This window comes from Thermococcus sp. 21S9 (genome assembly GCF_012027635.1).
GTDB lineage: Archaea > Methanobacteriota_B > Thermococci > Thermococcales > Thermococcaceae > Thermococcus.
In genome coordinates, this window is sequence record NZ_SNUS01000001.1 from 751,773 (window position 1) to 765,653 (window position 13,881).

Consider the following 13,881-nt stretch of genomic DNA (forward strand, 5'->3'; position numbering starts at 1 on the left):
ACCTCAGAACACCCAGCCCTTCTTGATGGCCTCTTTCAGCGTCGGCCATTTTTTGTCCTTCTCTGAGACTATTGGTTCATCTACTGGCCAGTCTATGCCAAGTTCGGGGTCGTTCCAGATAATACCTCCCTCGTGGTCGGGAGCGTAAACGTTGTCCACCTTGTAAACAACATCTGCAACATCGCTTAGCACGACAAAACCGTGGGCGAAGCCCCGGGGAATATAGAGTTGCCATTTGTTGAACTCTGATAAGATAACTCCCACCCACTTTCCAAACGTTGGTGAGTTCTTTCGTAAGTCAACGACCACATCGTAGATTACTCCCCTAACGACCCGCACTATTTTCGCTTGAGCGTAGGGTTCGCGCTGGAAGTGGAGACCTCTTAACACGCCGTAACGAGAGTGGGACTGGTTATCTTGAACGAACTCTTCATGAATACCTGCCCGCTCAAAGTCCGGCTTTTTGTATGTCTCCATGAAAAAGCCCCTTTCATCACCAAAGACTTTCGGTTTGATTAGTATAACGTCTTGGATTTCAAGCCTCTCGAACTCGAAGGGCATCCTCACCACCCCAGCTTCCAGGGCGTCGGGTGGAGGACCCTCTCATTGACCAGCGGTCTCCACCATTCCTCGTTTTTCAAGTACCACTCAACCGTCAGATGTATGCCCTCCTCGAAGCTCACTTTTGGACGCCACTTTAAGTCCCTCGTTATTTTCCATGAATCAAGGGAGTACCTCAAATCGTGTCCGGGCCTGTCTTCAACGAACTCTATGAGTGATTCATCCTTGCCGAGAAGCCTGAGAATTGTCTTGACGACTTCAAGGTTCGTTTTCTCCTCTCCGGCAGAAACGTTGTAGATTTCCCTTGGTTCGCCCTTCAGTAGAACTCTCTCGACGGCTCTCACATGGTCCTCCACGTAAATCCAGTCCCTCACATTCTGGCCAGTTCCATAGATTGGAACTTTGAGCCCCATGCTCGCCCTTATTATCGTCTTTGGTATGAGCTTCTCTGGAAACTGGTATGGGCCGTAGTTGTTGGTACAGCGGGTTATTGATGCGTTCAGATTGTAAGTTCTCGCCCACCCAAGGACTAAGGAATCGGCCGCCGCCTTCGTCGCTGAGTATGGGGATGAGGGCTTCAGCGCGTCCTCTTCTCTAAATGAACCCTTCAGTATGTCTCCGTAGACCTCATCTGTGCTTATATGGACGAGTCTCACCTCTGGGTTCTCCTTTCGTATTGCCTCAAGGATTGTATAAACCCCAATCACATTGCTTCTGAGGAAGTGGTCGGGACTTGAGATGCTCCTGTCCACGTGGCTTTCAGCGGCAAAGTTTACGACAGCGTCAACCTGCTTTACGAGCCCTTTCATGAGTTCGAAGTCCGCTATATCACCCTTCACAAAGGTGTAGCGAGGGTCGTCTTCAAGGTCTCTTAGGTTGGCTGGGTTCGAACCATAGCCGAGTTTGTCAAGGTTGATTATCTCCCAGTCAGAATGCTCTTTAAGGACGTAGCGGATGAAGTTGCTTCCTATGAAGCCCATTCCGCCGGTTACAAGGAGTTTCATCCTTCCACCTCACAGTATTATCCTTGAATTGTCACCAACGACGAGTTTCTTTCCAAGGGGGTGTGTGTTGCCCTTTAGAATCTTAACACCCCTGCCGATGACGCTTTCGACGATTCTGCCTGCGTTCCGGATTTCACTGTCCGGGAGGACTATTGAGTCTTCTATCTCTGTGTTCTCGATGATGACGTTGTCACCGATGCTGGTGTACGGCCCTATGTATGAGTTCCTGATTCTGACGTTTCTACCGATTATTACGGGACCCTTTATGACCGTGTTCTCGTCTATCTCGCTTCCCTCCCCGATGACGACCCTTCCATGAATCCTTGCCTTGGTTTGGACTCTCACGTCTGGTTTCAAGTCGTCGAGTATGAGCCGGTTGGCGTCAAGCAAATCCTCTGGCTTCCCCGTGTCCTTCCACCAACCCGTGACCTTGGTCCATCCTACCCTGTAGCCGTGGTCGATGAGCCACTGGATGGCGTCGGTAATCTCAAGCTCGTTTCTCCATGAGGGCTTTATGTTCCTCACCGCCTCGTGGATTACGGGCTTGAAGAAGTATATCCCGACCAGTGCGAGGTTGCTCGGCGGGTTCTTTGGCTTCTCAACGAGCCTCTTAATAGTTTTTCCATCCTCACTCAGCTCGGCGACGCCAAACTGCCTTGGGTCTGGGACCTCAGTTAGGAGTATGCTCGCGTCGTAGTTTCCCTTCTCGAAGTGTTCCCTATGTCTGACTATGCCCTCCCTCAAGATGTTGTCGCCAAGATACATGACAAAGTCATCGTCGCCCAGAAAGTCCCTTGCAACGAGGATTGCGTGGGCCAGACCCTTCGGGTCACCCTGATAGATGAACTCTATCTCCGCGTCCCAATCCCTGCTCATGACGGTCTCTTTTACCTGCTCGGCATTTGGACCGACTATTATTCCAATTTCGTGTATGCCCGCCTCGATAACATCCTCTATTGCGTAGAATAAGACGGGTTTGTTTGCAACTGGGATTAGTTGCTTTTGCTGGGAGTAGGTTAAGGGTCTAAGTCGGGTTCCATGGCCTCCGGATAGGATTAGCGCCTTCATATTTATCCCTCCTATCGTGTCATTACTTCCTCTCTAACTTCTCCATTAAAGTTATTACTCTTTCGAGGTTAAGATTAAATCTCTCGGACGCTATTCTAATTATCTCTATATCCCTCTGCTCGAAAGTCCCGGTAATAAGACATAGAGCATAGAATCCAATTGTAAATACTCCTGTCAAGCCCAAGGCTATGAATATGTTGCTAGTTGATGTTGTTAAAGCCACTGCAGTTATGACCGTGCCCAGAATGAGTGTTTTTGTGTAACTGGCGCTAAATGGGGAGATTCCATACCTTCTCAGCACACTCAGTTTGTAAACGTTCGCAACAACGTATGCAGAGGCAGTTGCTATGGAGGCACCCATCATGCCATACAAAGGAATTAATGTCGTGTTTAAAACAACGTTAATTATAGCTCCAAGTAGATTCCCTGTCATCTCCTTTGAGGGTTTTCCGATGGATATTAACGTTAACCCATTCGGGCCAACTATGGAATGCACTAAGAACCCTGCAGATAGCACCATCAACGGTTTCCAGGCCTCAACGTACTTAACTCCAAACAGTGCTGTTATTACGGCCTTTGGATATGTGAATAAGAGAAGGAAGAGGGGGAAAGTTAGGAGCAATATCCATTTTGTTATGGCACTATAAAATTCACTGATTTCTTGTACCCTGCCTTCAGTATAGAACCGGGTAACGATGGGATTGTATATTACAGTCATTGCCGAGAGAAACACCGGGATGAACCTGGCCAGGGGGGCGGCGGCGTTGTATATTCCAACTATATCACTACTGAGATAATGCCCCAACATCAAGGTGTCCGTCCAGGTCATTACAAGGTTTATTATCCCCGACATCATTAATGGAATCGAAAACAGCACGATTGCCCTTGCCATTCTCCCTGAGAAATATGGCTTTCCAGGGAGTATTCCTGCAACTTTTAGGTCGCGTATCACAAGTGTTAATGTTATGCCCTGAGATATAACGTAGGCACCAACGATATAGTGAATGGGCATGTTGAGAATGACTCCGGTTAGTGCAATAAGTAACGTGTACAGGAGGGGTGCGATGATTTTTCCATAAATAGTGTACTCCCTGACCCTCTTGAACCCCTGACTTATTGAAATCAGCACGCTTAGTGTTGCCGAGATTGGAAGCGAAATGGCGAGGATTTCAAGCAGTTCCTTTAATAATCCATCTCCCCCAATGTACTTGGGTAATGCCCCCCTAAGAACCTCAAGCACAACCATTCCAAGTGTTGATGTTATGAGAATCAGCGTTAAGGCTGTTCCGATTAATTCCTTGACTTTCTCTGGTTTTTTTGACAAGAAATATGAAACCTGCCTCTGCATTCCCATCGGAAAGCCCATCATGACGACAATCAGAGTTATGGTGAACACCGTGAAGGCAAGGTTATAGACTCCGTACTGTTCGGGCCCGTAAACCCTCCCCACTATAGCCCTGGTCAGAAAACCAAATATCGCCGAGGCTATGAGCCCGATGAGGGCTATTGCTCCCCCCCTTGCGGCCCTCCCCAGTTCCCCTGCTACCTCGTCTGGCATATCCTCAGCGCCCCAGTTTGTTTCTAACCTCATCCCTCGCGAGTATTGAGAGAAGTTTTTTGCGCATGCTCTCAGTGATATCTGTGTCTTTTAAAGGATTGCTTTCCTGGGGGTCTTTATTCGTGATAAACACCCACTCGACACTGTCATCTGGAGCATAAAGAAATTTTAATCCTTTTACTATGAAGGCCTTTTTCTCATATCCATATCCTGTGGCTTCGCTTATTATAAATTGTCTGGGTTTTTCATCAAGAGGATGTCCATCGAGTTTGTATGGTACCTCTGTCTTCCATAATTTAAGTATTGTTGGGAACAAGTCGATTAGGGGCCTGTTGTTTAGCTTTAAGCTACCCTTTACTGCCCCATCCACTGCTAGGGGTACCTCAATGATTTCATTGAACACATTATGGCCGTGACCGACACCATACACGCCCCTGGGGTCGTAGAAGTTCTTGGCTTCAAGTTCCGCATGCTCCCAGAACTCTTCGCCATGGTCTGCAGTAAACACTATTATTGTATTGTCGAGGAGACCCCTTCTCTCAAGCTCCCTGTAGATTTTCTCGAAGAGATAGTCGACGTATCTAATTGTGTTGTCATACAGTAGAATTTTATTTTCTTTGAACCTCTCAAATGCTTTTCCACGCTGTTCATGCGGTTTTTGGAATGCCCAGATTTCAATATTTTTCAGGTTTTCAACCTTTCCAAAGTAGTTCCTGAACCTTCTGGGAGGGTTTAATGGTTGATGAGTATCCCCAAGATGAATGTATGCAAAAAAGTTCTTGTTTCCTATTTTATCGAGCCATTTGAAAAAATCGGATACAATGACCTCCCCTATGGTCTCTCCGGGATACAGCCGAACCGGCGCCCGTCCTTTCATTGGGAATGTGGCCACAGCTATCGATGTCGCGAAGTAAACTTCATAGTCGTTCAACCCGGCTATCTCAGTCAGGGTGATGAATCGCTTCCGTATCCCTTTGATAGCACGAGGGTTGTCGAAGTTTCTCACCTTTGAGTGGATGTATGCTCCGTGATTGTGAGGGTACATCCCAGTCATTATCGATGCCACTGAGGGATGTGTCCATGGGGCACCTGCAATGGCTTTTCCGGAGTTCCTTAATGAAGATAAAAACGGTGTTGTGTCTCTTTTGTATCCTTTTAGACTTGTGTTTTTAAATCGAAGACAGTCTGCAGTTACTAGGATAACGTTAAGGGGGTCATTTATCTCCACGTTGATGTTTTGAATCTTTCTAAGTCTCTGCTCGAACTCACGTCGGTGTTGGTGTTCCTTCTTTAGCCGATACAGAGGATATAGCATCCGCTTTAGTGGTTTAATCCTGGAGACCATCTCGGTTATGGGCATGATATCACCCTGAATGTGTCAGTATAACAAGCCCTATTATAAGGATTATGACGTTAATGACCCTCTTAAGCCTCTCCTTATCAACTTTAGCGTTCACGTGAGTGCCGAGGTAAACGCCGGGAATGGTTCCCGCTATGAGCGTCCCGGCTAGGGCGTAATCGACGCTCCCCATCTCGGCGTAGCTCAGGAAGCTCATCGCCGAAAGGACCAGCCCGTAGAGTATCGTCGTTCCTACAACTTCGCGCGGGTTAATCCGGGCAACGTTCATGAGCGTGAAGCTGATTATAACGCCCGCTCCAACCGAGGTGAACTGAACCGTCAGTCCAACAATGAAGCCGAGCAGGTAGACGTAGGCCCACCTCGGCCTTAGGGAAAGCCTAATCTCCCCTTTGAGCAGGCTCAGAACGGCCGTAACGACCAGAATGATGCCGAGAATGAGGGTTAAATACCGGTTCAGGACGTCCTTGGGGATGTGCCTCACGGCGTAACCGCCAATCAAAACCGCTGGAACGCTTCCAGCCAAAAGGCGGAGCGCTATGTCCTTCCTCACGTGGCCCTTCTTTCCGTGGAAGAGAACGCCGAAGACCCTCGTAACAGTTGCGTAGAGCAAATCGGTTCCTACTGCCGTTAAAGGCTCGACACCAAGGAAAATCAGGGAGGGAGTCATGAGCGAGCCCCCGCCCACGCCGGTCAGCCCTATGAGAAACCCCACAACGAATCCGAGGCCGACGAAGGCGGGGTTCATGGAATCACCTCACGGAAGGTAGCCCAGCTCCCTGGCCTTCTCTATTACCACTTCCACCTCTTCCTCCGGCGTCATCTTGGAGCTGTCCACCTTCACCTCGGGATTTTCCGGCTCCTCGTAGACGCCGTCGTAGCCGGTGAGGCCCTTTATCTCGCCCCTCAAGGCTTTGGCGTAGAGACCCTTCGGGTCACGCTGAATCCTGACCTCAAGGGGAGCGTAGACGTAGACCTCGATAAAATTGCCAATCTCCTTCCTCGCGTACTCCCTGACGGCTCTGTACGGCGAGATGAGCGAGACAATTGCAATGACCCCGTTCCTGCTGAGTAGCTTCGCCATGTGGATTACAACCCTGTTGTGCATCTCCCTCGCTTCCTTCGAGAACCCCAGCTCAGGATAGAGCGTTTTCCTTATGGTATCTCCGTCGAGTATCTCAACGCGGTAGCCCATCTCCCTGAGCTTCCTCGCGAGCTTCACCGCTAAAGTCGTCTTCCCGGCACCGCTCGGCCCGGTGAGCCAGATTGTAAAGCCCTTCTCGAGGTTCTTCATTTTTACCCCCAGTGTTAAGCCTCGTTGAGACTTAAAAAATTAAGGGACTCACGGGAGAATGCTCTCTCCCCTGAGCTTCTCGGCTTCCTCCCTCAGGCCGAAGAGTGTAAGCACCGTTGGGGCCACGTCGTAGATTGTCAGCTGGGTCTGCTTTGCCTCGTCGAAGCCCGGAAGGTAGAGCGAGAACACGCCGATTTCCGAGTGATTCGCGTCGTCAGGTCCGGTGTCGTTCTCGGGCAGGTAGTTACTCGGGTGTCCAACTGTTCCGGCGGCGCGCCAGTTGAGGTTGTCGAAGTAGACCATTATGTCCGGATTGTTGCCCCTCGCGACCGGGTAGATGTCCTCGGGGAAGTAGACGCGGTTGTCCCACTTCTCGCCGTTAGGCCCTCTAATGGAGCGTATAAGCTCGGCCACTTCTTCTCTAACCTCGTCGAACCTGCTCTTTGGAACCTTGCCGAAAAGTTCTCTGCCCTTCACGTTGAGGAAAACGCGCGAGTAGTAGCCTCCCCAGCCCCACGCTACCGTTTCCTTCCAGTCAACCTTAATTTGCTCGAAGCGTTTGATTTTCCCGTCGTGGAGGACCTTCGGGTTTCTGACCTTGAGGAGGCCCTCTTCAGCCAGCCACTGGTTGACCGCGAAGTTGCCGTGCATCGCCTTTATGCCGTGGTCGGAAACTATCATTACAGCGGTTTCGTCGAGGTCTATGAGCTCGAGCGTCTTCCCGATTTCCTTATCGAGGAGCTTCCAGTAGTCGGGGATGACGTTCTCGTACTCGTTGCCCTTTCCGGGGTAGAGGTGGTGGTTGGGGTCGAAGTAGCGCCAGAAGGCGTGGTGAACCCTGTCCAGGCCAATCTCGACGAAGTGGAAGTAGTCCCACTCCTTCTCCTGAAGGAGGTAGCGGATTACCTCGAACCTCTTTTCGGTCATCTCCCAGAGGCCTTCCTTGACTTCGTCTTTGGCCTCCTTCCTGAAGGGGACGTCGAAGATGTACTCGCCGACGAGGCGCTCAATCTCGCCCTTGAGCTCCTTCGGGTAGGTGTAGTCCACGCTCGCATCGGGGGTTATGAAACAGCTGACGAGGTGGCCGTTTATCGGCTTCGGTGGGTAAGTTGGCGGGACTCCGACGATTATCGACTTCTTTCCCCTCGCCCCGAGGTGGTCCCAGAGGGTTGGCTCTTTCACCTTCTTGCTGTGGGCAATCCAGTACTCGGTGTAGCTGTGGCCCTTTCTGTGCCTGAAGCCGTAGAGGCCGAGTTCGCCCGGCGTTTTGCCCGTTACCATGACCATCCACATAGGAATCGTTATCGCCGGAATGCCCGTCTTCATCGGCCCGTGAATCGAGCGCTCTATGAGCTTCCTCAGGTTCGGCAGTTCGTCGTAGAACTTCCCGAAGAGTAGCTCAGGCGGAGCCGAGTCGAGACCGATGACGAAGAGCTTCTTGGTCCTTTCCATACCCTCCTTAACCTTCTCCTCGAACATCTCACCACCCCAGTTGCTCCTCTATCAGCTTCAAAACCTCATCAACCTTTCCCCTCTCGCAGACGCAACCGAGAACTTCCCGCTTTCCTCCCGCGTTCGCGCCTGTTTTCTTAACCCTCTCTATCAGGGCCTTCATGTCAATCTTTTCGACCGTTTCGGGCGAGATGCGGAAGTAGAGCTGGGCCTTTCCGTGGAAGTTCCGGTTGATAACAACCGCTCCACTATAGTTCATCTCCCACACGAGTTTTCTGGCGACTTTGGAGATTATGTTGTAGGAGCTCTCAAAGCGGACGAAGGCGAAGCCGTTTCTCTCCTCAACGCCGGAAATGGCTTCCTCGATTGACTCCCTTATCGCCTCCGCCTTTCTAACCCACGGCTCGTAGTCGAGGAGTTCTTTGAGCGGATTGCTCAGGAGAACCTTCACGGCTTCCTCAACGCCCTCCCTGTCCATGGCTATGTAGTTTGAATCCATGAGCTCAACGAGTCTGAGTGATTCTTCCTTTGAGAGTCCTTCCCCCTCCAAAAGCCTCTTGACCCACTCAAGCCCGAACGCCCTCTCGCCGATGTCGCCGATTGCCCCGAGGGCGGTCCACGCGTTGAAGAGGTTGAATCTCTCGGAAACCACGAGGGAGCACGAAGGATAATAGCTCCCTTCGAGCGACGGGTTCACCTGCTCCACGAGCGGGTTTTCGATTCTCGGCTGGCTGTGGTGGTCGATGAAGAGCGTGGGGACTTTAACCCTCTCGACCTCGCCCGGAACGTTGAAGTCCAGAACGTAGAGCCTCTCGGCCCTCTCGATTGCCCCCCAGATTCTCTCGTCGAAGCGGAACTCGCCTATCTCAGAGGTCATGTTGGTAAAGTCATCGAGGTTAAGCGCCTTCACGAGAAGTGCCGTCGAGGTTATCCCGTCCGTGTCCCAGTGGTGGACGATTAGGTTCACCTAACTCACCCCGCAAAAATAATGGAAAGTCATTCCACAAAGGGGTTCTCGAAGCTCCTGACGACCTCGTAAACTTCCGGGCGCATCATGTACTCCGGCGGTTGCTCGCCGGCCATTATCATCTTCCTGAGCTTGGTTCCGCTTATGTGGACGTGGAATTCCTCGCCGTGCGGGCATATCTTCGCGTTGACCATTCCGCCACACTTCCTGCAGTAGAAGGCCTCCCTGATGAACATCGGGGTTATTCCGAGGTCGGGGAACTCATCAAAGAGGTCCCAAGCCTCGTAGGGGCCGTAGTAGTCGCCAACGCCCGCGTGGTCGCGACCGACGATGAAGTGCGTAGCGCCCATGTTCTTCCTCATTATGGCGTGGTGTATGGCTTCCCTTGGGCCTGCATACCTCATCTCGTAGCGAACCGTCGCGAGGGTCGCGCTGTCCTTCGGGTAGTAGTGCTTGAACAGGGCCTCGTAGGCCTTTATTATGACCTCGTCCTTGTAATCACCTTTCTTCTTCCTCCCGAGGACGGGGTTGATGAACAGGCCGTCCACGAAGGTTAACGCCGCTTTCTGCACGTACTCGTGGCCGAGGTGCGGGACGTTCCTCGTCTGGAAGGCCACTATCGTTTTCCAGCCGAGCTCCTTGAAGAGAACCCTTGTTTCAACTGGCCTCAGGGTGTACTTCGCAAACGGATTTGGTAGCTCGTTGAGGAGCTCAATCTCACCGCCGACCAGGTAATCGCCCATGTTCATGACCCTTGCCACGCCGGGATGAGCCGGGTCGTCGGTCTTGAAGACCTTCACGGAGAACTCCTTCTTGTCGTAGGTGTAGATTTCCTCGACGTGCATCCTCGCTACCGGGAGGTCCTCGTAGTAGAGAAGGATTGCATCCCCCTCGTCGAAGTTTGGCTTTTCAACGTCGAGGACAATCGGAATCGTCCAGGGCAAATCGTTGCTCAGGCGCATGTTGTCGAGGACGCTCCCGAAGTCGTCGCTCGTGAGGAAGCCTTTGAGCGGAGAGTAAACGCCGTGGGCGATGTTCTCGATGTCTATAGCGCGACCGTGTTCAATCTGAACGCGGGGGTATTCACTCTGCTCGCTCAAAATCCTCTCGCGGGTTCTCTCGGCGACGATACGCCTGACGAGCTTTCCGCCGTGGGGCTTTGAAACCATTCTACCACCTCATCTGCGGGTTGAAAAATGGTGAGAATCAGTCAAGGTAGCCGAGGGCCCTAAGGCGCTCCTTGACCTTCTCTTCCTCCTCCTCGCTGAAGACTTCCTCCTCTTCCTCCTCGAGGCTTGCCAGGACCTCCCTGAGGACGTAGGTAACGTACTCGTCAACGCTGTCGAATCCAGCTTCCTCGACGCGCTCCTTTATCCTGTCGTAGAGGCTCTTCGGAATCTTGACCTCGACGAACTCCTCCATTTCCATCACCGTTACCACTACGGGCGTTAATTTTAAAGGTTTGTCCCGCACACTGAAACCTTTTTATATTCCTGCTGTTGATTATAAATTCAGCTGTCTTTATAATTCGAGGTGAGTGGAATGTTCGAGGACGTTAACGACTTTGAGACGGCGTTCAAGAGGCTTCTCGACGAGGTCCTCGAGTTCGACCTGAGCAACCCCTTCGATGAGGTGGATAAAATCCTCTGCATTGAGCCTCATCCCGACGACTGCGTAATCGGCCTGGGAGGAACGATAAGGAAGCTGACTGAGGCTGGTAAGGAAGTGGTCTACCTCTGCCTCACGGACGGCTCGATGGGAACGACCGACGAGAACGTCAGCGCCCACGAGCTGGCGTTAATCAGGAAGCGCGAGGAGGAAGAGAGCGCTAAGATGCTCGGCGTGAACAGGATAATCTGGCTTGACTACAAGGACACGGAGCTCCCCTACACCGTCGAGGCGAGGAACCAGATAATCAAGGTTCTCAGGCGGGAGAAACCAGAGGCCGTTCTGGCTCCGGACCCCTGGTTGCCCTACGAGGCCCATCCGGACCACGTGGTCGCTGGAAGGCTCGCCCTCGAGGCTGTATCTTTCTCTCCGTTGCCCAACATAGTTCCGAGCGACGTCCAGCTCGGCATAAAACCACATCAGGTCGAGGTCTTCGGCTTCTACTACACCTCCAAGCCCAACTACTTCGTCGACATCACGGACGTCATGGAGTTGAAGCTGAAAGCAGTTAGGGCTCATAAGAGCCAGTTCACCGACGATGTGTGGGAGCAGTGGGAACCGTTTTTGAGAACGATAGCACTTTATTACGGGAAAAAAGCGGGAACGAAGTACGCGGAAGGTCTGCGCTTCATGCCCGGCCTGTTCCTGCACATAACTCCCTTCGCAGAGCTCATTTGAGCTCCTTCTTCACTATCCTTTCGAGCTCGCCGAGGAACTTCTCAAGGGGCATCGTGTCGAGGCCGAACTGCCTCATCGGCTCGTAGCGCTTCGGGTTGTCCGTTACGAGGAGGCTGTTCGTCACTATCGCCGTCGAGGCCGTCAGCACGTCCTCAAGGTCGAGCATGACGCCCCTCTGGAGGAGCTGGCCCTCAATCTGGGCCCCCTTTGCTATTATCCTGTCGTCGAGGGGGACTATGTTGTAGATATCCTTGAGGATTTCGAGTTCCCTCTCGACGTTCCTCTTGAGGTAGGCCTTGGCCGAGAGGTAGCGGTAGACGGTGATGATTGACAGGGAGACGTTGAACTTGGCGAGGGTTATCTCAAGCTGTCTCTTCCTCCTGGCGGTATGCATCTTGAGGAGCGTTATGCTGTCGAAGGTTATGTCCGGTGGCAGTGGCATGGCTAACTCCCCTTCTTCTTTTCGAGTATGCTAATCAGAGTCTCGGCCTCTTCCTCGTCAACGACAACGTTGTCGACCTTCTTGTCGAGCTCGACCAGGTGCCAGGTTTCTATGAGCTTCTGGAGGACTTCGTCGTAGGACCTCGCTTCCAGCTTGTCCTTGAGCATCTTAATCTTCTTCCAGGTGGTCTCGTCAACGGCTATCGTCTTCATTCCACTCCCTCCCTCACGACCTTACGGTAGGTTTCAACGCTGTTCCTCCTCGGTATGCGCTCCTTGGTTATCATATCGACCTCGTAAAGGCCGAAGCGAATCTTGAAGCCCATCGCCCACTCGTAGTTGTCCGTTAGAGCCCAGTGGAAGTAGCCCCTGACGTCTATACCGTTTTCAAGCAGTCTCTTCACTTCCTCAACGTGCTCGATTATGTACCTCGGGCGGAGTACGTCCTTGGAATCGGCCACGCCGTTCTCGGTTATGTAAACCGGCCTTCCGTATTCCGCCCCCTCGGCGGTGGAGTCGTATAAACCTTTCGGATAGACCTCCCAGCCGAAGTCGCTCGTCGGGTTGTTGTCAGGGGAAACGCTGTTCGGGTTCCCGGAGTAGCCGTAGCCCTCGACGCCGATGAAGGTAACCATCGGAAGCTCCTCGAAGCGTGGCTCGGTCCACTTCACAACTTCCCTCGTGTAGTAGTTGTTGCCGACCCAGTCGTTCCTCTCGAGGTGGGGAATCTTCACAGGATTCCAGTCGAGCTCCAAATCGACCCTTCCCCTGTTGAGGGCCTCTAAGAAGAGCCTGTTGTGGAAGTAGTCGTAGTTCTCGGCAGCTTTAACGTCCCTCGCGTCGTGGGGGTTGAGCGGATAGGCGGGGATTATGTTGAGGATTATTCCCACCGGGGCCTTTGTGTGCTCCTTTATGGCGTCGTAGGCCCTCGCGTGGGCCACCATCTGGTTGATGATAACTTTTTTGGCCGCCTTCGGGTTAAGGATTCCCGGGGGCCAGCCGACGTAGGGAGCCAGATAACCGAGCTCGACCGTAACCATCGGCTCGTCGAAGGTGGCCCAGAAATCAACCAGCTCGCCGAACTTCCAGGCGGAGTAGGCTGAAAACTTGACGAACTCGATTATGTTCCCCTCGTCAACCCAGCCCCTCGCCCTGCTCCCCTCGAAGTCGCTTCTCGTCCAGAGCGGGTCGTGGACCCATACCGGCAACGTCTGATGGTTCAGCGTGACGAAGGTCGTGAAGCCGAGCTTCTTCAGGTTTTTAAGGACGGCCAGGTAGTGGAAAACCTCCCTCCTGTTCGCCAGGCCATCGAGTTCCTCAAGCGCCTCCTTCGGAACCTTCACGCGCTTTATCAGTCCGTAGGAGTCCCTCTCAACCTTCACCTCGACGCCCCAGGTCGGGCAGGGAAAGATTCTGCTCCACTCGATGGTGAGCTGGTAGGCGTTCAGCCCGAGGTCTTTCGCAAGGCGGTGGTCTATCTCGTAGAGCTCGTAGTTGTTTATGCCCTCCTCGGGCAAATCCCCGCTCACGAGGTCGTTCTTGATGTTGAAGGGGTCGCGAACCCAGTGCCACCAGTCGCTCCTCGAGTCAATGTTTCGCCTGAGAGAGTCCCCCATCTCGAACTGAAAGGCGGACTGCACAACTCCCCAGATGAAATTGGACATGCCTGTTCACCGCTCCCCTGCTTTATAACTTTGTATTAATTTGTGGTTTTCATGGTTTTTATAGTTTTTGAGTGGCCCTTGGCGACCATCGGCCCGTTCTTGTAATTTGAGCACAATTTATACATCCGGGAACAACTACGTCCACCAAAAAGCTTATATAGAATCCTCG

Annotated in this window: 15 protein-coding genes; 1 reads left to right on the plus strand and 14 read right to left on the minus strand. The window is 52.3% G+C overall.

Translation table 11 applies throughout. The features are described 5' to 3' along the window. Positions 1 to 3: 3 nt before the first annotated feature. From rfbC to E3E28_RS04420, 11 genes are read right to left on the minus strand one after another with little or no spacing between them, the layout of a single operon-like run. Positions 4 to 561 (minus strand): dTDP-4-dehydrorhamnose 3,5-epimerase, encoded by a 558-nt coding sequence (gene rfbC / locus E3E28_RS04370; RefSeq protein ID WP_167915199.1) that lies wholly within the window; start codon positions 559 to 561, stop codon positions 4 to 6. Positions 562 to 563: 2 nt separating this feature from the next. Then, the gene (rfbB, locus tag E3E28_RS04375) at positions 564 to 1,565 is read right to left on the minus strand and encodes a dTDP-glucose 4,6-dehydratase (protein WP_167914178.1); all 1,002 of its coding nucleotides are present in this window, start codon (positions 1,563 to 1,565) and stop codon (positions 564 to 566) included. Between the two features lie 9 nt (positions 1,566 to 1,574). After that, the gene (locus E3E28_RS04380; RefSeq protein WP_167914179.1) at positions 1,575 to 2,633 is read right to left on the minus strand and encodes a glucose-1-phosphate thymidylyltransferase; all 1,059 of its coding nucleotides are present in this window, start codon (positions 2,631 to 2,633) and stop codon (positions 1,575 to 1,577) included. A gap of 22 nt (positions 2,634 to 2,655) precedes the next feature. Further along, positions 2,656 to 4,191, minus strand: a complete 1,536-nt coding sequence (locus E3E28_RS04385; protein ID WP_167914180.1) for a flippase — start codon at positions 4,189 to 4,191, stop codon at positions 2,656 to 2,658. A gap of 4 nt (positions 4,192 to 4,195) precedes the next feature. Next, on the minus strand, positions 4,196 to 5,551 hold the full coding sequence (locus E3E28_RS04390; RefSeq protein ID WP_167914181.1) for a sulfatase: 1,356 nt from the start codon (positions 5,549 to 5,551) through the stop codon (positions 4,196 to 4,198). A gap of 4 nt (positions 5,552 to 5,555) precedes the next feature. Then, positions 5,556 to 6,296, minus strand: coding sequence for a sulfite exporter TauE/SafE family protein (locus E3E28_RS04395; protein WP_167914182.1), 741 nt, complete (start codon positions 6,294 to 6,296; stop codon positions 5,556 to 5,558). Between the two features lie 9 nt (positions 6,297 to 6,305). After that, positions 6,306 to 6,842, minus strand: a complete 537-nt coding sequence (gene cysC / locus E3E28_RS04400; protein ID WP_167914183.1) for an adenylyl-sulfate kinase — start codon at positions 6,840 to 6,842, stop codon at positions 6,306 to 6,308. Positions 6,843 to 6,890: 48 nt separating this feature from the next. Continuing rightward, entirely contained in the window at positions 6,891 to 8,321 is a 1,431-nt protein-coding gene (locus tag E3E28_RS04405) for an alkaline phosphatase family protein (RefSeq protein ID WP_167914184.1), read from the minus strand. A 1-nt stretch (position 8,322) separates the two neighbouring features. After that, a complete protein-coding gene (locus tag E3E28_RS04410) occupies positions 8,323 to 9,261 on the minus strand; it encodes a DHH family phosphoesterase (protein ID WP_167914185.1) in 939 nt (312 codons plus the stop codon). A gap of 29 nt (positions 9,262 to 9,290) precedes the next feature. Further along, entirely contained in the window at positions 9,291 to 10,430 is a 1,140-nt protein-coding gene (gene sat, locus E3E28_RS04415) for a sulfate adenylyltransferase (protein ID WP_167914186.1), read from the minus strand. Between the two features lie 37 nt (positions 10,431 to 10,467). Further along, positions 10,468 to 10,692 (minus strand): CopG family transcriptional regulator, encoded by a 225-nt coding sequence (locus E3E28_RS04420; RefSeq protein WP_167914187.1) that lies wholly within the window; start codon positions 10,690 to 10,692, stop codon positions 10,468 to 10,470. Between the two features lie 111 nt (positions 10,693 to 10,803). On the opposite strand from E3E28_RS04420, the gene E3E28_RS04425 reads away from it, so the two are divergent. Further along, positions 10,804 to 11,607 (plus strand): PIG-L deacetylase family protein, encoded by an 804-nt coding sequence (locus E3E28_RS04425; protein WP_167914188.1) that lies wholly within the window; start codon positions 10,804 to 10,806, stop codon positions 11,605 to 11,607. Here E3E28_RS04425 and E3E28_RS04430 read toward each other — a convergent pair. From E3E28_RS04430 to bgaS, 3 genes are read right to left on the minus strand one after another with little or no spacing between them, the layout of a single operon-like run. Further along, positions 11,600 to 12,049 carry a type II toxin-antitoxin system VapC family toxin gene (locus E3E28_RS04430; RefSeq protein WP_167914189.1) on the minus strand — a complete coding sequence of 150 codons (450 nt, stop codon included), beginning with the start codon at positions 12,047 to 12,049 and terminating at the stop codon, positions 11,600 to 11,602. The two genes, E3E28_RS04425 and E3E28_RS04430, sit on opposite strands and share 8 nt — an antisense overlap. 2 nt (positions 12,050 to 12,051) lie before the next feature. Next, positions 12,052 to 12,261: a hypothetical protein gene (locus E3E28_RS04435; protein ID WP_042691091.1), complete on the minus strand. Its 210-nt coding sequence runs from the start codon at positions 12,259 to 12,261 to the stop codon at positions 12,052 to 12,054. Further along, positions 12,258 to 13,712, minus strand: a complete 1,455-nt coding sequence (gene bgaS, locus E3E28_RS04440) for a beta-galactosidase BgaS (protein WP_167914190.1) — start codon at positions 13,710 to 13,712, stop codon at positions 12,258 to 12,260. Before bgaS ends, E3E28_RS04435 begins: the two co-directional genes overlap by 4 nt. Positions 13,713 to 13,881: the final 169 nt, after the last annotated feature.